Annotated in this window: 16 protein-coding genes; 14 read left to right on the top strand and 2 right to left on the bottom strand. The window is 45.3% G+C overall.

Annotated elements, in window-relative coordinates; translation table 11 throughout:
• Positions 1–69: 69 nt before the first annotated feature.
• Positions 70–1,803 carry an ABC transporter ATP-binding protein gene (locus D1151_RS02875; RefSeq protein WP_161907868.1) on the bottom strand — a complete coding sequence of 578 codons (1,734 nt, stop codon included), beginning with the start codon at positions 1,801–1,803 and terminating at the stop codon, positions 70–72.
• Between the two features lie 183 nt (positions 1,804–1,986).
• On the opposite strand from D1151_RS02875, the gene D1151_RS02870 reads away from it, so the two are divergent.
• On the top strand, positions 1,987–2,145 hold the full coding sequence (locus tag D1151_RS02870; RefSeq protein ID WP_160201112.1) for a hypothetical protein: 159 nt from the start codon (positions 1,987–1,989) through the stop codon (positions 2,143–2,145).
• A 75-nt stretch (positions 2,146–2,220) separates the two neighbouring features.
• Here D1151_RS02870 and D1151_RS02865 read toward each other — a convergent pair whose 3' ends face one another.
• Complete coding sequence (locus D1151_RS02865) at positions 2,221–2,811, bottom strand: hypothetical protein (RefSeq protein WP_161907867.1); 591 nt, start codon at positions 2,809–2,811, stop codon at positions 2,221–2,223.
• Between the two features lie 183 nt (positions 2,812–2,994).
• Between D1151_RS02865 and D1151_RS02860 the strand changes: the two genes are divergently transcribed.
• The 13 genes from D1151_RS02860 (at position 2,995) to iadA (ending at position 17,999) form a co-directional block, all read left to right on the top strand.
• Positions 2,995–4,110 carry an aldo/keto reductase gene (locus D1151_RS02860; protein WP_161907866.1) on the top strand — a complete coding sequence of 372 codons (1,116 nt, stop codon included), beginning with the start codon at positions 2,995–2,997 and terminating at the stop codon, positions 4,108–4,110.
• A gap of 168 nt (positions 4,111–4,278) precedes the next feature.
• Positions 4,279–4,980 carry a LytTR family DNA-binding domain-containing protein gene (locus D1151_RS02855; protein ID WP_161907865.1) on the top strand — a complete coding sequence of 234 codons (702 nt, stop codon included), beginning with the start codon at positions 4,279–4,281 and terminating at the stop codon, positions 4,978–4,980.
• Positions 4,977–5,855: a hypothetical protein gene (locus D1151_RS02850; RefSeq protein WP_161907864.1), complete on the top strand. Its 879-nt coding sequence runs from the start codon at positions 4,977–4,979 to the stop codon at positions 5,853–5,855. Before D1151_RS02855 ends, D1151_RS02850 begins: the two co-directional genes overlap by 4 nt.
• Positions 5,822–6,277, top strand: coding sequence for a GHKL domain-containing protein (locus D1151_RS02845; RefSeq protein WP_161907863.1), 456 nt, complete (start codon positions 5,822–5,824; stop codon positions 6,275–6,277). Before D1151_RS02850 ends, D1151_RS02845 begins: the two co-directional genes overlap by 34 nt.
• A 174-nt stretch (positions 6,278–6,451) precedes the next feature.
• Positions 6,452–7,072 carry a hypothetical protein gene (locus tag D1151_RS02840; protein ID WP_161907862.1) on the top strand — a complete coding sequence of 207 codons (621 nt, stop codon included), beginning with the start codon at positions 6,452–6,454 and terminating at the stop codon, positions 7,070–7,072.
• Between the two features lie 44 nt (positions 7,073–7,116).
• Positions 7,117–7,533 carry a hypothetical protein gene (locus D1151_RS02835; RefSeq protein ID WP_160201106.1) on the top strand — a complete coding sequence of 139 codons (417 nt, stop codon included), beginning with the start codon at positions 7,117–7,119 and terminating at the stop codon, positions 7,531–7,533.
• Positions 7,534–8,439: 906 nt separating this feature from the next.
• A complete protein-coding gene (locus D1151_RS02830) occupies positions 8,440–9,108 on the top strand; it encodes a response regulator transcription factor (protein ID WP_161907861.1) in 669 nt (222 codons plus the stop codon).
• Between the two features lie 8 nt (positions 9,109–9,116).
• Positions 9,117–9,962 carry a sensor histidine kinase KdpD gene (locus tag D1151_RS02825; RefSeq protein ID WP_161907860.1) on the top strand — a complete coding sequence of 282 codons (846 nt, stop codon included), beginning with the start codon at positions 9,117–9,119 and terminating at the stop codon, positions 9,960–9,962.
• Between the two features lie 123 nt (positions 9,963–10,085).
• Complete coding sequence (locus D1151_RS02820) at positions 10,086–10,766, top strand: ABC transporter ATP-binding protein (RefSeq protein ID WP_161907859.1); 681 nt, start codon at positions 10,086–10,088, stop codon at positions 10,764–10,766.
• Positions 10,756–13,308, top strand: coding sequence for an ABC transporter permease (locus D1151_RS02815; RefSeq protein ID WP_161907858.1), 2,553 nt, complete (start codon positions 10,756–10,758; stop codon positions 13,306–13,308). Before D1151_RS02820 ends, D1151_RS02815 begins: the two co-directional genes overlap by 11 nt.
• 78 nt (positions 13,309–13,386) lie before the next feature.
• A complete protein-coding gene (locus D1151_RS02810) occupies positions 13,387–15,123 on the top strand; it encodes a sigma-54-dependent Fis family transcriptional regulator (RefSeq protein ID WP_161907857.1) in 1,737 nt (578 codons plus the stop codon).
• Between the two features lie 146 nt (positions 15,124–15,269).
• On the top strand, positions 15,270–16,808 hold the full coding sequence (yfcC, locus tag D1151_RS02805; protein WP_161907856.1) for a putative basic amino acid antiporter YfcC: 1,539 nt from the start codon (positions 15,270–15,272) through the stop codon (positions 16,806–16,808).
• Positions 16,809–16,820: 12 nt separating this feature from the next.
• Positions 16,821–17,999, top strand: coding sequence for a beta-aspartyl-peptidase (iadA, locus tag D1151_RS02800; RefSeq protein WP_330588261.1), 1,179 nt, complete (start codon positions 16,821–16,823; stop codon positions 17,997–17,999).
• Positions 18,000–18,044: the final 45 nt, after the last annotated feature.

Raw genomic sequence — 18,044 nt, 5'->3', positions numbered from 1 at the left:
AAGTTGTGTAAATGTTTGTATAAACAGATACATTTACACAACTTTCGATGATTGCAATAATGGGAAGAGCTATTCCCTAAACTGATACTGATAAAGTTCTGCATACATGCCGCCAGCAGCTACCAGCTCGTCGTGACTGCCGCGCTCAGTAATACCGTTAGCTGTGAGAACGATGATTTCATCTGCACTTTTTATGGTAGACAGGCGGTGGGCGACGATGACAGAGGTTCTGCCGCGGCCGAGTTCTTCCAGAGACTTTTGAATCAGCATTTCTGTAGCGTTATCCAGGGCGGAAGTCGCTTCATCAAGAATCAGAATCGGTGGATTTTTCAGGAATACGCGGGCGATGGAAATTCTCTGCTTTTGACCGCCGGATAATTTGATGCCACGCTCGCCAACCTGGGTATCATAGCCATCTTCCATGGTTAGGATGTAGTCGTGAATGTTGGCTTTTTTTGCAGCTTCGATGATTTCTTCATCGGTGGCATCTAAGTTGCCGTAGGCGATATTTTCACGTATCGTACCGTTGAACAGGAAGACGTCTTGTGCAACCATACCGATATTTTTTCTAAGATCGTAACGGGAAATTTTTGTGATATCAATGCCGTCTATAGTGATTCGACCTGAATCTACATCGTAAAATCTTGGAATCAGATGGCACATGGTAGTTTTACCGCTGCCGGATGGACCAACCAGGGCAAGGGTGCATCCTTTTTTGATATCCATGGTGAGATTTTTGATAACAGGCGGTGCTTCGCCTTCCTTGTCGCTGTTTTCGTAGCTAAAGGTAACATTTTCGAAACAGATATTACCGTCCAGATGGTCAGGGTGAAGTAAATCTGTGCTGTCACTTTCTTCTTCATCAATCGCCATGATTTCACAAAACCTGCGGAAGCCCGTCATTCCTTCCTGTAGTTGTTCATAGAAAGAAACCAGTTTATTGACAGGATTCAGGAACATAGAAATGTAAAGCAGGAATGCGGCAAACTCGCCGGCATTGATTTTTCCATAGAAGAAAAAGAGTCCGCCTGAGGAAAGCACCACTAGATAAAGAAGGTCCATAAACAGTGTCATGCCAGAGTGGAAAATGCCCATAGCTTTGTAAGCGCCGGAACGGGAGCGTTTAAGATTTTCGTTGGCGACATTGAATTTCTGATTTTCATGTTCGTCTGCAGTGTAAGCTTTGGAAACACGGATGCCAGCGATGGCGGTTTCCACATTAGCGTTGATTTCTGCAGTTTTAACGCGGGTTTCGCTGAAAGCCTTATTCATCATGGTTCTGGTTTTAAAGGCGAAGAAAATCATAAATGGCAGCACTGCAAAGGTAATCAGTGTCAGCGGCAAACTGATCTGTGCCAGCATGATAAAAGCGCCGATTAAGATAATCAGCGATAGAAATAGGTTCTCCGGACCGTGGTGGGCAAGTTCAGATACCTCGAATAAGTCGTTAATCATCCGGCTCATGATGACGCCAGTTTTGTTTTCATCGAAGAATGAGAATGGAAGCTTTTGCAGGTGACGAAACAGTTCACGGCGCATATCTCCTTGAATTCTGACGCCGACGATATGACCCCAGTACTGAATGATGTAGTTGAGAAATGCTTTCAGCACGTAAATGCAGAGCAGAACAATCGCCCAAACGACGAAGAGGTGGATGTTCTGATTTGGCACATAGTCGTTGATAATATTCTTGGCGATGACTGGGTAAAACAGGTCGCAGCACGCCACGATAAAAGCACATACCATGTCCAATGTGAACAGACGTAAATGCGGTTTATAGTATTTTGCAAACTTTCTAATCATGTATTTCCTCCAAATGCTTCTGGTATATTAAAGTCACTGATAGTATGATACCACTATTTGTAATAATTTCGCAAGATTTTACTCACAAAATGCACACATAATTTTATCGTTTTCTACAAAGTCAGACTGTATAATGAAAGTGCAAAAGGGAATTAGAATTAGAAATTTTATCAGGAGGAGAACATGGTAAACAAGAGAAAACATAAGAAACGACAGGATAGTAAGAGGGATAAGCCCCTGGAGGGGCGAGACAAAGAGGTTGCAGTTTTGCTGTGGCTGATGTCACATGGAAATGAGGATGTAGAGAAAAGGATCTTTGATGAATGGTCCTATACTGTATGAGTGAGATAAAGCAATACCTTCTAAGTAGACCAAAACCGCCGCGGGTGACCGCGGCGGTTTTGCAGTGGAAAAGTTTTAACTCTCGGCAGGATACAGCGTGATGCTTTCTACCTTGTCTGGATCAAAAAAGGTAAGTTTTAGAATTATGCGGCAGGGCAGGGTCTGATTGCCTGCGCCTAAATAAAACAGATTGACACCTTTCTTCAAAAATGTGCCGCCGCTGAGCCAGATTTCTCCGTAATTTTCTTCGGAAGACTGCGCCAGGCGCATGGTATAGATAGGTTTCAGCAGGGTTTCTTCTTCATCGCTATCGTTGACGTCACAGCAGAGCATCACGCCCTCTTTTCCGTAGGTATCATAGGTGTAGCGCAGGGCGATATCGGTATCTTCCTTTACTTTGACGGCAAGAAAAACCGGTTTATCTTCTGGCAGAGCGCCGTCAGGTTTTGCCAGTGTATCGATTTCCACTGTCAGGGTTCCGTCTTCGGAAAGAGGGAGTTCTTTGGAATCTTTTAACTGGCTTTGTTGATGCAGGACATCGCTGCTCTTGGTGTTTTCTGCAGGGCTTTTGTCGTCTGTACTGCCGGAGGAGGCTTTGCTGCAGCCGGTACAGGCAATTGTCAGCATTAATATCAGTGCGGTTATGGATAACAAATTCTTTTTCATTTCAGTTCACCTCGTGTTTTCTTTGTTAAAAGCATCATAGCAGAATAGACGAAAGAAAAACGAGAGAATCCTCTTAATTTTTTCTTAAGAATGGATTATGCTTAAAAGGCATAGAAACTATGCTTGATGTGTATTTGCTATTGCAGCCTGCAAGGCATACAATAGGTAAGAGAACAAAGAAAGGTGAAGTGGCAGATGCAGTATCAGGATTTTTATGGAAAAAAGATTTCATGCCTTGGACTTGGAGGCCTCAGATTTCCGACGGTTGACGGCGATCCAAACAGGATTGACAGGGCAGCGGGACAGAAGGTGGTAGACGCGGCGATGCAGCAGGGCATCAATATCTTTGACACTGCCTGGTCTTATCAGGACGGTGATTCAGAAAGGTTTCTGGGGGAGGCTCTTGCTAAGTATCCGCGGGAAAGTTTTCTGTTGGGCACAAAATTTTATGTGGCGTACAGCAGCGATATCGAGATGGTATTTGAGACGCAGCTGAAACGGTGCGGTGTGGACTATTTTGATTTTTACATGCTCCACTGTTTGGACGAGAGCACGATTTCAGATTATATGGATCCAAACAAGGATTATTTAGGTTATCTGCTGCGGCAGAAAGAGGCGGGGCGTATCGGCCGCCTGGGATTTTCTTCTCATGCCGCGCCGGAGACCTTGGAGCGGTTTTTGAACTGGTATGATGATTTCGATATGGCGCTGATTCAGCTCAATTATCTGGACTGGAATTTGCTGGATGGAAAGCGGCAATATGAACTTCTGACAGAGCACGACATTCCGGTATGGGTCATGGAGCCGATGAAAGGAGGCAGTCTGTCAACTCTGAATAAAAGAGCTGCCAAAATCCTGAGAGAAGCGGCGCCGGAGGCATCTCTGTATTCATGGGGATTTCGTTTTCTGCAGGGACTTTCGGGCGTGCAGACCGTGTTTTCCGGCATGTCGGATGTATCTCAGGTCATCGAAAATGCAGCGCTGTTTGATGCGCCGAAGCCATTGAGCGCCGCGGAGAGAAAGACGTTACAAAGGGCAGCGGACGCATTTCTGGAAACCATGGGTGTGCCGTGTTCCGGCTGCCGGTATTGCTGCGGCATCTGCCCGGCAGGACTTGAGATTCCGCTGCTGATCAAAGGATACAATGAGCAGAATATTACCGGTTCTACCTGGAAAATCGGTATGCTGACAGAGACGAAAGGCGCTTCGGCGTGCCTTTCCTGCGGCGCGTGCCTTTCCCGGTGTCCGCAGAAAATCGATATCCCAGGTGTGATGAAAAAGATTGCGGAACAACAATAAATCCGCGGCAGATCCGTACGCTGTGATGCAATATATGGACATTATGATAACAAGTTCCTTCAAGATGAGGGGACTTGTTTGCTATTGTTTGAAAAAGATTGAATTCTAATATTTAGCATGATAAAATATAATAAAACAGAAATAGCATGGATTGATTAGGAACAGGATATGAAGATTTTAATTTGTGAGGATGAATGGGATTGCGCGCAGGCACTTGCAGCGCAGTGTATAGATTTTTTAACACGATCCGGGATAGAAGCAGAAATTCTGACGGAGTATACTGCAGAAACAATTATGCAGCATGATCCGGATATTTTACTTTTGGATATTGAAATGCCCGGTATTTCCGGGATTACAGCAAAGGATATGCTTTGCCAGTCAGATGGAAAGCCTCTCATTATCTTTGTGTCCAGTCACACGGAAATGATGCCGCAGGCTTTTGGACGGAATGTGATTAGCTTTATTGCCAAGCCGGCGCAGCAGTTTGCCCTGGACGCATCTTTGGAAACAGCAATCCGATTGCTGCCCGGAGATATCAAGATGGATTTGGAAGGCGGAAATACTGTCAGCAGCGCGGATATCGCCTATATTGCAGTAGCTGGCGTTTACACCGATGTGCATCTGGTATCGGGTGAACGTGTTTCTAATCAGAGAAAAAGCTTGTCTGCATGGGAGGAAACGCTGCAGGCGGTTGACTTTCTCAGAGTCAGTGACCGGCATCTGGTCAATTGCGCCTATATACAGGAAATAAACGGGGAGGGTGCTATTTTGGAGCACAGCTTGGGTGTGCTGCACATCAGCAGGCGCAGAAAAGCTGCGTGTAAGGAATCTTATCGAAACTATTGTAAAAGGATGGCAAAGCTGGTATGAATGTACTTTATACAGGGGTGTATTTCATTGATCTTTTGCGTTTGGCAGTTGTTCTGTGCGGCATATTTGGATTCTCTTTTTCCCTGCGCAGGGACGCTTTGTTATTGGGTGCGGTTCTGGTGCTGACCGGCGCCTTGGTGACGCTTTTGCTGACGGATCCCACAAACCGAATTTTCGTGTCGTTGTTTGTGCAGATGATGTTTTCCATCATTTGTTTTGAGGGAAAGAAGCGGGTACTGGTAGAGGTTACGTTTCTGGTGCATTTTACCATGATGATCATAGAAGCGCTGGTGCAGAGCGTAATTGCAATGTTCTGGTATACGGGAACGGTATTGGAGGGTGAGCGAGAGGTCGCCCTTGACGCAATTTGTAAAATGGGAACTTGTATCGTGATATTGGGTGTGACAGCGGCTATATCCAAATATACAAGACCGGTGCTGCAGCGTTATCTGAAGCAGTTCGGATGGAAACAGGTGCTCTATTATGCAGTATGGATCTTCGCAGCAGGTGTAGCGATTGGGGTTGCCAGCATGGTGGCAGTAGATAACGGTATGATCTATCGGTATAAAGTGGCAATGCAGCTTGCCGTGTGTGTGCTGGGCATCGGTATGCTTGCCTTTGGCGTATTGCTCAACGTGCTCTACGAGCAGAGGAAGAAGTTAAAAGAAGACGATCAATTTAAACAGCGATGTATCGAGCAGCAGGCGGCGCAGTACCAGGAAATCACAGTGAAAAACAAGAAGCTGCAGCGTTTTCGACATGATCAGAAAGCCTATCTGCTGGCACTGCGGGCGTTGATCGACGAGGGGGGGTGTCCCAGCTTCGCAGGTATACAGAAGATTTGGAACAGAAAGCCAGAGATTTTGATTACATAGCCACTGGCAATCTGGTGGCAGACGCCATTGTAAATGCCCAGGCAGCATGGGCAGAAGAGGCGGGCGTTGCTTTTTTCGTAACGGGAAGATTTCCTGCACAGATGCGAATCAGTGATGCAGACCTTGCGGTGCTCCTTTCCAATGGACTGAAAGATGCCTGTGAAGCGGCTGAAAGATGTGTAGAAAAACGGGAAGTGTTTTCTTTAATCAAATCCTATAAAAAGATGTTGTTCCTGGAAATTAGAAACACAGCGATAGAAGCGCCCAGGGTACAGGACGGACAGCTTTTGACCAGTAAACAGGACAAGGAAAATCATGGAATTGGCACACAGAATATGCAGCAGATTGTAGAAAAATATGATGGAACATTGACCTGGGAGTACGACAAAGAAGGACAGGTTACGACAAAAATAGAAATTTAAGGAAAGTAAACGACCACCTACATCAAAAAAACGACCATCTGCAACATACAGATTGGAACCTGCGCAGACCTATGATAGAGTAAACTTGGAAGGTGTTAGCAAATAGGTTTGCGGGAGGTGAGTGTATGCCAGAGTATCTTGATTCCAATTGGTGGGAGTGGCTGAAAAAGCTGCTTGGCGGAAAATAAAGAAGTTAGCGCAAGATTAGGAGAAAATCAAGATGGAAATTGTATTTTGATTGGAAAGGATAGAGTAATGAAGAAAAAATCATTATCAAAAAAATTATTTTTAGCAACTATAAGTTTAATTATATGCATGTTCATTTGTTCTTCTACTACATTCGCAAATGAAGTAGTTAGTGTTTCTGAAGAAATACCGGTCTATGGAAGCAATCGGGAAGCATTTGATAGCCAATATACTCCAAATATTTCAATTGATGTTGCAGGGATATTTCGTTCCGCAAGACTAGAGCCTGTGTTTATTAGATCAGGAGATACAACAAAGGTTGAAGTTTATGTGCAGTATACAGGTGATGATCCTGCAAATGCTGTGAAGATTACGAACTTTGAAATTTGGAATACAAATCTTTTGAATCGAAAACAGTTAGTACCGACATTTTCTCCAGGTACTAGAAACTTTATGGCAGCTAAAGAGGCTCATGTTCGATTGAAAGAAGTAAAGCTTGCAACATCAGTCAAAGCAGTTAGAGTAGATGTGGGAACTTATCAAGCATATATTATGGGTTATGGTTGGATTAGTGCAGGAGATCCTGTTGGACAGAAACCTATTAAATAAATATAAATAGATTTGTCGCATGAAAATAAGGGGTGAAGTGTAATTTGATTAAAAAATTATCAGATATAACGAGTTTTTTAAATAATAAATTTGATGTTACTATGATTGAACCGGAGAAATTAAGTGATTCAAGATTTAATATTATTATAAATAATATTATAAAATGTGAATTAAATAAAAATAAGTTTTTAAAATATGATGAACTTGATATATTGATTTTCGATATAATAAGAAATACAAAAAGTGAGAATTATTATAAGAAAGCGATTCTATCTGGAGCTTTAGAAAAAGAGGAACTTATAAGGATTATAATTGAAAAAAAAACTGGTTATATTGAATGCTCATCTCAAGAATTATATAAAGAATTGCGACTATTTCAAGGTGTATCTCAGTATGATATAGAAAATAATACTTCAGTATTTTGGGATTATTGCACACTACTTGAAAAGGAAAAAAAATGAATATGACTTATTGTTCTACGTGGCATAATGATGTAACAACGCTTGTAGACACGCAGGCAGAAGGTACATGGAGAAGCAACTAAGATGACATGAAGGAAGACTGCGCTTGCAGTCTTTCTTTATCCTTTTGAAAGGAGAGAAAACAAATGAACCTATACTTAGATTCACTTAAAAGACAACGACTTCCTGCGGTTATTATGGGTTTGATATACGGGGGGTGTTGGTTGTCATGATGTTTATTACCGAATTGAGGAGTATAACTCCATATAATCCCTGCTTATATGAGGTGAACATGTGAACATGACTTAATTTACTTTAATTCAGCAGATGCTGACATTATTAGTTTTTTTATGTGGAATAGGCGTCACTGTGTCGTTAATCGTATATTTCATTCGGAAACGTCGTAAATAAAAGGGTAGTCTAAACACGTGAAAATATTTGAATTTCTTTCGTGACGACAAATCTGACTGTATTGTAGCAAAAATGCTATCTTGCGGTCATCTTTAAAACGTGTGACAGGCCGAAAATGACCGCAAATCTCTTTTTCGAACAATTGCGGTTATAAATTCCCTTGTTCAAAGGGAATTCTCAAAAGTTTTTCCTCATCATTTTGGAAGAAACTATAATATAATGGAATTGAAGATATAAATTCACAGTATTGAAAGTCAGTGAGTTTATTTTTTTGACTGTATTCGTTCAAATTTAGCCTTTTACGGTCAGAAATGCCTCAACAGGATTTTCAAGTCTGACCGTATGACGGCGATTTATTGCCCAAACGGTCAGAGTATGAATTTCGGAACAAAAATCCAGCTTCGTGTCTTTGCTGTTTCATGCCCCAAGAAAAGTATTTCCCTTTTCGGATTTCTTTGCTACAATAGAAACGAATGGGCACGAAAGGAGTCAAGGATGAAGCGGATTGCCATTGTGGAGGATGACAGGCTGTTCAACGAGGCGTTGTATCAGACATTGAAAAAAGCAGATTATGCGGTAGACAGGGCGCATTCCTACGGGGAAGGAACGGCGCTGATTGACAAGCAGCCGGATTTATTCATTGTGGATGTGAATCTGCCTGCAGGCGATGGTTTTACACTTTGCAGGCGTATTCGAGAATCCGGGCAGACGCCGGTGATGTTTTTGACGGCAAGAGATGATGAAAGTGATATGATTCGGGCTTTTGATCTTGGCGCGGACGATTATCTTGTCAAACCGTTTCCCATGGCGGTGCTTTTGAAACATGTGGAGGCGATCCTGCGCAGGAGCAGCGGTCAGAATCAGCGATTTTCCTATCTGGAACTTGCAATGGACTTTGACAGAAAGTCGGTAACCTATCGGGGTGAAGCCATCAATTTGACTGCCAAGGAATATAAAGTGCTGGAGCTTCTTGTAAAAAACCGGGGCAGAGTCGTTACCAGAGAAATGATGCTGGAACAGGTCTGGGATGCGGACGGCGCTTTTGTAGAGGAAAATACCGTAAATGTGACGCTGAGCAGGCTGAGAAAGAAAATCGAACCCAATCTGGAGGAACCGATTTTCATCAGGAATGTATTTGGAATAGGTTATACTTTTGGAAAGTAGGAAGTGCGATGCGAAATACAAAAAAAGCGCTGGAGGAACTATCCGAAGCGCTAGAAACCATAAATCACGGCAAGAGGCTGGAACTCGCGGATTGTATTTCAGATACGCTGCCGTCGAAGATTTCTCATCAGTTAGTCAGGCTTTCCGATCAGATCTGGGAGAGCAAGCAGCAAGTGTGCAGAGAACGAGATGGACTGAAGGAGCTGATCAGTGAAATTGCCCATCAGCTGCGCAATCCCCTTGCGAATATGGAAAGCTATCTGGAACTTCTTTCTTCGGAAAACCTTTCGGCGCAAGAGCAGGCGGCTTACTTTCAGGCTGTCATGGCCGCAGAGCAGAGAATTCGGTTTTTAACAGAGAGTTTTATAAAAATGGCGAGGCTGGAAAGCCGTGTCATACAAATCCGAAAAGAATCCTGCAGCTTGCACGAAACATTGCTTTCCTGCATTTTGCAGATACGTCAGCAGGCGCTGGAAAAGCACATTGATGTGCAGCTTTCCATGGAACCGCGTTTATCTGTGCCCCACGACGCGAACTGGCTGGGGGAAGCAGTGGTAAATCTTTTGGATAACAGTGTGAAATACACGCAGGATGGCGGAAGGATTCTGATCAAAGCAGAAAAGAATGCCATGTTTACGGAAATTTCCGTGGGGGATGACGGCATTGGCATAGAAGAAGGAGAAGAAAATTTGATTTTTCAGCGGTTTTATCGAGGAAAACGCGTGACGGTGGAGGAAGGATTTGGCATCGGACTTTATTTGGCGAGAGAAATCATCAGCCAGCATGACGGATTTATGAAAGTAAAAAGGCAGAAGCAGGGTCTGAAAGTATCGATTTTTCTGCCTGCACGATGATAAGACAGGAGAAAACTGTGCGGCAAAATACACAGGGTGTAATTTTGCAGGGACAGTTTTTCTTTTTGTAAGGAAATTGTAAATACTATTTGGTAGGATAAAGGCAGAAAGGAAGGTGTTTAGATGGAAGTTGTCAAAACAGAGAATCTGCAAAAAATTTACGTAGTACCGTCCGGCGCGGTGCGGGCGCTGGATGGAGTAAGTATTTCCATAGAGGAAGGGGAGTTTGCAGCAATCATCGGTTCGTCCGGCAGCGGAAAGACTACGCTGCTCAATATGCTGGGCGGTCTGGATCAGCCGACAGAGGGCAGCGTCACAATCAGAAACAGAAGTCTGGAACAGTTGACGCAGGAAGAACTCACCGTATTTCGCAGAAGAAATATCGGATTCGTGTTTCAGAACTATAATCTGCTGCCGATTTTGAGCGTGGAAGAAAATATTACATTGCCTTTAAAGCTGGACGGCGCAGGACTGGACGCAGCGTTCTTTGCGCAGGTAGTAGAAGTTCTCGGCATAGAAGATAAACTCTGCAATATGCCGGAAACCCTTTCAGGCGGACAGCAGCAGAGAGTGGCCATTGCAAGAGCGTTAATGACCAAACCTGCGGTCATTCTTGCGGACGAGCCTACGGGAAATCTGGATTCCAGAACCGGTCTGGAAGTCATCGGACTGCTGAAAGCAAGTGCCGCACGCTTTGGACAGACGATGGTGATTGTGACCCATAACGAGGAAATTGCGCAGATGGCAGATCGGATGATTCGAATCGAGGATGGAAAAGTAAGAGGAGGCAGTGATGCGGAATAATAATGGAGAAGTGCTGCGCCTTTTATCACGAAGACTGTATCGGGCAAATCTGAACCGAAACAGAGTGCTCACCTGCGCTGTTGCCTTTGTCGTCCTTCTGATCTTTTCTGTATTCAGCCTGTCCGCAGGAAAACTGGAGGCGGACTGCCTACTTTACGCGAGAATGATGGGAACGACTGCATCGACAACGCTGGAGCGCGCCACAGAAGAACAGATTGCGGTCATAGAAAACCTGGACTATATTAAAGCCGTAGGAAAAGAAGTCTATATCGGCGAAACGGAGGCGTTTACCTGTCTGGTTTTAGATGAAACGGCTTATGAAACCATGCAGGCGCCGGCTTACAGTGATATACACGGTGTGTATCCGAAAGAAGCAGATGAAGTGATGCTGCCAATGCGGGCGCTTTCTGATTTAGGGATTGCAAAGCCTCACCTCGGCATGGAAATTGATGTAACGATGCAGACGACAGGAGGACAAAGGCTGCAGCAGACCTTTCGGCTTTCCGGATATTATACAGAATATGTGGAAGCGGCAAAAGCGCCTCCCTATGGGTTCTTTTCAGAACGGTTTTTAGAAAAGGAACATTTGGCGTCGCAGCAGCATACCACGCTTTTAATCAAGCAGCAGGACAGTTTGGACGGAGAGACGGCAGAGGACAGATTGTATCAAGACGTGGAAATGACCGATGATACACAGCAGTTTTTCGGCGGAAATGCGTTGACCTACAGCGCAATCTATGAATTTGCCGGCGGTTTTGACGTTGCGGTGATTCTGGCCATCGTCATCTTTGCAGGCGCCTGGCTGCTTCTTTATAATATCATGAGCATTTCTATGGTGGAGCATGTGCGGCAGTATGGTCTTTTAAAGACGCTGGGGACGACCAAAGGACAACTGGCACGGATTGTATACAGACAAACAAGCTGGATTGTGTGCAAAGGCTGCCTGCTGGGAATGGCAGCCGGTATGGCAATGATGGTTTTTATCGTGCCAAAACTCCTCGAAAATCTGTATTTGCATGAGTTTGGCAGCGCGTCGGCTATGATTGCGTTTAAACCGTGGATTTTGGTATTTGCAGTGGGATTTGGCGTCTTTGTCACATTTGCGGCAACGTCCCTTGCCATGATGAAAGTCATAAGCATGCAGCCGATTGAGGCGGTAAAATTTGTAGGACTTTCTGCAAGGCGCAGAAAGAAACAGAAGCCAGGAAATCAGCGCTTCAGTCTGGCGCTTCTGGCATGCAGAAATTTATTTCGCTATAGAAAACGATTTGTGATTGCGGTCATTTCCCTGACTCTTTCTATGACAGTCTTTTTAAGTACGGTCGTGCTTTCAACAGGACTTGATCAGACAGCACAGATTGAATATGATAATCAGGATTTTAGTATTATGTGCGGAGCTTCTGCCATGACGGCGGAGGACTACACCGATGATGAGATCCATTTTGATCCTGATTTTGCGCAAGAATTACTCGACCTACCTGGTGTGACAGAGGCAGAGACGGTCGACGGCGGTTTTGGCAGGGTGAAGAGTAGTGAAACCGCTTTATCCATGCGTCTTGCCTCCTGGAAACTTGAACATGAGACATTTCTGCCCTTTGTGGTGCAGACGCTCCATGATGATGTGCTGGAAGAACTTGCGAGGTATGTAGAGGAAAAGGAACTGTCGGAGATGGTCGACATGGATGCAGTGCGCGCGGGGAAAGGCTTTATCGTATTGCATTACCATAATTTATCGCAGGCGATGGAAGAAAAAAGCAGGGAGGCGGTAGGACAGCCGGCGCAGCTTTTTAGCCTGGCGAAAGATCGGAAGACCCAGATGGAATGCAGCGGTTATCTGGACTTTACCGCAAAGGGATTTCCGAACATGATGACGACTTGGAATGGACCTAGCATCCTCTATTTTCTGGTCAGTGAAGAGGGGTTTGCGCGGATGGGACTTCCGGAACGGATTTTCAGGCTGGACTTTAACGTGGAATCAGCATCGGAACCTCTTGTAAAAGCCCAGGCGGATCGTATGGTTTCTGCTTATAACCGGGCGCAAAAGAAGCTGCACCCTGCAGATTTGCAGTATGAGCAGGGAATTTTAGAGATTACCGCCAAATCGGATTTGCTTACGGCAGCAAGGGACTATATCGGTTCCAGCAGAGTGATTATGGGTGGAATATGTCTGGTGCTTCTGTCCATGGGACTTCTGAACTATATCAATGTGACGCTGACAGGGCTTACGGCGCGGCGGAAAGAGTTTGCTGTCATGGAGAGTTTGGGGATGACGCGAAAGCAGCTTCGGAAAAGTATTGTGTTAGAAGGGATCTTTTATAGTCTGATTGTGACAGGTCTGACGCTGACAGCCGGCAGCGGCGTGCTCTATGGAATGCGGCAGCTGGTGAACCAGCGTATTGCGTATTTTACCTTTTCCTATCCGTGGGCAGCGCTTTTGTGCGGCGTGATGTTTCTCTTTGCTATTTGCATTGTGATTCCGCTGGTACTGCAGAAAAAAACGGTGCGGGACAGCGTTATAGAGCGGCTGCGGATGTATACGTAATCAAGAAATCATACATTGTATCAAGGTATCTTCTATGCTATACTGATTTGTAGTGAAAAGTACAGAAAGGAAGGCACCATGGATCGACAAAGTGATAGAACACGTGCGCTGCTGCTTGTGACCGGCAGTAGGTTTACCCAAAAGAGTTTAGCAAAGCAGCTTTCCGGCTTTCTGCCGGAAGATGTTGCCATCGTCCCGTATATGGTCGAGGAGAAAAATCCGCCGCTTGACGGCACTTATTTTACCGTGTTTTCCAGTGAAGAGGTTTATGAACAGTTTCTGCACCAAGGAGGGCAATCGTTGATCAGCAGCCACATTGTCGGCACGCGGACCGTTATCAACTCCAATATCGATCAGATTCTGACCCTGCCTCGCGATCAGAAGATTTTGTTAGTCACTGATTCCGAGATCAGCGCAGTTGACAGCATTAGTAATCTGCAGCGAATCGGATTCGATTTTCTGCAGCTGATTCCTTTTTATCCGGGCTGCGATGTGCCGAGAGGTGTGGGGATTGCTATCACGCCGGGAGACCCGGATCAGATTCCTGCAGGAATGAAGGCAGTTTACAATATCGGCACGCGGCTCTTTGATCCTTCTACCGTCGTTCGTATTATGGCGTATTACGGCGTGTTGGAAACCGAAATCTATGCCTATACGGACACATTTATTCAAAGTCTTTTGGATACGGCGGCACGTATTTCGGATGTTGCTTATGAGACCAGCAGGGTGACAAAAGCTGCAAGAATGCAGCTTGCTGGAAACGGTCATTTTGCCAAGTATCATTTTGATGATATCATCGGCGCCTCACCGAGAATCTTGCATGCAAAGAATCTTGCCAGAAAAATTTCAGCCTCAGATTTAACGGTGCTGTTGGAAGGGGAAAACGGTACGGGCAAAGAACTGTTTGCCAGCGCCATTCATAAGGCGTCGGGACGCAGCAAAGAGCCTTTTGTGGCGATTAACTTTTCGGCGCTGCCTGATACGCTGGTTGAGTCCGAATTGTTCGGTTATGAAGAAGGGGCTTTCACTGGTGCGAAAAAAGGCGGTAAGATTGGCTTGTTTCAGCAGGCAGATGGCGGTACGATTTTTCTGGATGAAATCGGAGACGCCTCGCCGGCGCTGCAGGCGAAACTGCTACGGGTCATTCAGGAACGTGAGATTATGCGGGTGGGCGGCAATAAAATCATCCCCATTGATGTGCGGATCATTGCAGCCACCAATCGCAATCTAAAGCAGATGATTGCGGAAAAGCGTTTTCGTCAGGATCTGTATTACCGTTTGAAGGAGGGGTATCTGCATCTTCCTGCTCTTGCGGATCGAAAAGAAGATATTCCGCTGTTGTTGGAAGACTGGCTAAAGACCCGCTTTGATGGAGCTAAGACCATTTCTCCGGAAGTGACAGCGCTTTTACTGGAACGTGATTGGCAGGGCAATATCCGTGAACTGCTCAATACGATGAAATATGCCTTTGCGGTATGCGATGGCGACACGATTTTGCCGAAAGATTTGCCGCCGGATGAAGAGTCGTCTCCACCGGCTGCGCAGGCAGAAGCATTTTCCGACTGTATCTGCACTAGCACACAGCGATGCATTTTGGTTGCGATTCGGGAAATCAGCGAAAATAACGGAATTCCGGGTCGGACAGGGATTTTTAAGCACTTGAAGGCGCAAGGAAAGTCCGTCAGTGAATATCGAATCAGGCAGGAACTGCAGCAGTTTCAATCAATGGACCTGGTGCAGTCTGCCACCGGACGATATGGTGTTTATTTGACAGAGAAAGGGTGGGATTTTTTAGTACGAAATCATCCAAAATAAGCCAAAACATTCCATACAACGACCAAAATTGTCCGCAACTTTCATAAAATCTACAAAAAATCCTCGAAAAATCGGGGATTTTCTTTTGGCATCAAATTTGCTTATATAATAGGAGTTAAGAAAAATTGAATTAGGAGGCAACACCAATGTCAAAAAAACAAAAAGGTGAAACGCTCAACTCCTTAAACAAAGGATTCCGCGTTCCCGACACTTACGTTATCATTTTCTTTGTCGTATGTCTGGCGGCACTGATGACTTATCTGATTCCACAGGGGATGTACCAGACCGAGGACATCACCTACATGGTAGATGGCAGTGAAAGCACGCGTACCGTTATCAAGGACGGTAGTTTCCAGTATGCACTTGATGAAAATGGAAATCCGCTGAAGGATGGAATTAGCTTATTTGAAGCTGGCGGCGGCGTAGGTCTGTTCAACTATCTGTTTGAAGGGCTGGTTAGTGGTGATAAAGGGGGCTCTGCCGTAGGCATTATTGCATTTATCCTGGTTATCGGTGGCGCATTTGGTATCGTGCTGAAAACCGGCGCTGTTGAATCCGGTATCATGAACATGATCAAGAAAACCAACGGAAAAGAAAAACTTTTGATTCCGGTACTCTTTGTCCTGTTTTCTTTGGGCGGCGCAGTATTCGGTATGGGTGAAGAAGCACTTCCGTTTGCAATGATTCTGATTCCGATGGTCATCGCAATGGGTTACGACGGCGTAACAGGTGTGCTGATTACTTATGTTGCGACCCAGATCGGCTTTGGTACATCCTGGATGAATCCATTCTCTGTTGCCATCGCACAGGGGATTGCAGGGGTACCGGTATTCTCCGGCGCAACATTCAGAATCGTTCTCTGGGTGGCATTTACCGGTGCAGGCGCTGTGATGACAATGATCTACGCGTCTAAAATTAAAAAGAATCCAACTTTATCTGTCGCTTATGAATCTGACGCATATTTTAGAGATGATTTTAAAGCCAATCAGGAAAACGGTTCGGTAGAAAAGTTCAATATCGGTCATATTCTGGTACTGCTGACGCTGGTAGCAGGCATGGTTTGGGTTGTATGGGGCGTTATGAAAAACGGCTATTACATTCCGGAAATTGCATCCCAATTCTTTATTATGGGTCTGGTTGCAGGTGTGATTGGCGTTGTATTCAAACTGAACGGTATGAAAGTAAACGATATTGCGGCAGCGTTTAAACAGGGTGCGTCTGACCTGGTAGGTGCAGCAATTATTGTAGGTATGGCACAGGGTATTATGTTGGTACTGGGCGGTTCAGATCCAACTGCGCCGACTGTACTGAATACCATTTTACATGGGATTTCGGACGCTTTTGTCGGCCTGTCTGGTACAGTTGCCGCTGTATTGATGTATATATTCCAGTCTGTGTTCAACTTCTTTGTGGTATCCGGCTCCGGTCAGGCGGCTTTGACTATGCCGATTATGGCGCCGCTTGCGGACCTGCTGGATGTAACGCGTCAGACTTCCGTTTTGGCATTCCAGCTAGGGGATGCACTGACTAACTTGATTGTACCAACTTCTGGTTGTCTGATGGGCGCCCTTGCAATCGCAAGATTGGACTGGTCCAAATGGATTAAGTTCATGTGGAAGTTCTTAGGTATACTGTTCCTGATGGCAGTAGCAACAATGATTATTGCAAGCGTAATGGGATTCTAAAAGTAAGGTACTATGATGAAATTAATTAAAGGCGTAAACTTATATACACCAGAGTATCTGGGTGTAAAAGACGTATTCCTCGCGGGAGGAAAAATCTGCAAAATTGCAGATAATATTGAATTGCCTACCGAATTAGAGGTGGAAGTCATAGACGGCACAGGACTTTTGCTGCTGCCGGGCTTTATCGATTCTCACGTTCATGTTCTTGGCGGCGGCGGTGAAGGCGGCTTTGCCAACAGAACGCCGGAGGCGACTTTGTCAGGGCTGACCAGATACGGTATTACTACGGTAGTGGGCTGCCTGGGCACTGATGGCATCGGCAGGGATATCAAGTCGCTGGTTGCAAAGATTAAAGGGTTGCGGGAGCAGGGAATCTCAGCCTATGCTTATACCGGCAGTTATCAGGTTCCTGTTCGCACCCTGACCGGCGGCATCATCGATGATATCATGATGATTGAAGAAATCATCGGAACAGGGGAAATTGCCATTTCTGATCATCGTTCTTCTCAGCCGACAGCAGACGAGTTTAAGCGGCTGTGTGCTGACACTCGCGTGGGCGGTATTTTGTCCGGAAAAGCGGGCATTATCAACATTCACCTTGGAGACAGCCCTCGGTGTATGGACTTAATCAATCAGGTTATCGCTGAAACAGAGATTCCTGCGACGCAATTTCTGCCGACCCATGTAAACCGCAACGCGGCGCTCTTTGAAGAAGCTGTAGAATATGCAAAACTGGGCGGTGCAGTGGACTTTACCGGAAATGAAGATATCGATTACTGGGAAACTATCTGCGATGAAGTGCGCGTCAGCAAAGGGATTAAGCGTTTGCTGGACGAAGGTGTCAGCAGTGATCTCTTTACCATTTCTTCTGACGGACAAGGCAGTCTGCCTATGTTCAGCGCTGACGGCGTATTTCAGGGAATGGGTATGGGACAGTCCAGCTGCTTGCTGAAAGAAGTCAGAGAATGTGTGGAAAAGGAAGGAATTCCTCTTGAAATTGCCATCAAGGCAATCACTTCCAATCCTGCGAAGGTGCTTTGCCTGCCGCAGAAAGGCCGCATCGAAGAAGGCATGGATGCTGATCTGTGTCTGATGACAAAGGATTTGGAAATCGACACGGTTATCGCTATGGGACAGGTTATGGTAAAGAAAGGCGAACCTATTGTAAAGGGCGCTTTTGAAGGACAATAAAATATTTACTTTAAAAAGGACTTCATCTAATATGGTGGAGTCCTT

This window comes from Emergencia sp. 1XD21-10, from assembly GCF_009936045.1.
Classification (GTDB): Bacteria; Bacillota; Clostridia; order Peptostreptococcales; family Anaerovoracaceae; genus Senimuribacter; species Senimuribacter intestinalis.
The sequence above is the reverse complement of the archived record's forward strand: the minus strand, read 5'-3'. Positions and strand labels throughout refer to the sequence as shown.

Coding starts and splice junctions, on each gene's coding strand:
- D1151_RS02875 (WP_161907868.1), bottom strand. CDS start 1,803: ATGATTAGAAAGTTTGCAAAATACTATAAACCGCATTTACGTCTGTTC.
- D1151_RS02870 (WP_160201112.1), top strand. CDS start 1,987: ATGGTAAACAAGAGAAAACATAAGAAACGACAGGATAGTAAGAGGGAT.
- D1151_RS02865 (WP_161907867.1), bottom strand. CDS start 2,811: ATGAAAAAGAATTTGTTATCCATAACCGCACTGATATTAATGCTGACA.
- D1151_RS02855 (WP_161907865.1), top strand. CDS start 4,279: ATGAAGATTTTAATTTGTGAGGATGAATGGGATTGCGCGCAGGCACTT.
- D1151_RS02850 (WP_161907864.1), top strand. CDS start 4,977: ATGAATGTACTTTATACAGGGGTGTATTTCATTGATCTTTTGCGTTTG.
- D1151_RS02830 (WP_161907861.1), top strand. CDS start 8,440: ATGAAGCGGATTGCCATTGTGGAGGATGACAGGCTGTTCAACGAGGCG.
- D1151_RS02825 (WP_161907860.1), top strand. CDS start 9,117: ATGCGAAATACAAAAAAAGCGCTGGAGGAACTATCCGAAGCGCTAGAA.
- D1151_RS02820 (WP_161907859.1), top strand. CDS start 10,086: ATGGAAGTTGTCAAAACAGAGAATCTGCAAAAAATTTACGTAGTACCG.
- D1151_RS02815 (WP_161907858.1), top strand. CDS start 10,756: ATGCGGAATAATAATGGAGAAGTGCTGCGCCTTTTATCACGAAGACTG.
- D1151_RS02810 (WP_161907857.1), top strand. CDS start 13,387: ATGGATCGACAAAGTGATAGAACACGTGCGCTGCTGCTTGTGACCGGC.
- yfcC (WP_161907856.1), top strand. CDS start 15,270: ATGTCAAAAAAACAAAAAGGTGAAACGCTCAACTCCTTAAACAAAGGA.
- iadA (WP_330588261.1), top strand. CDS start 16,821: ATGATGAAATTAATTAAAGGCGTAAACTTATATACACCAGAGTATCTG.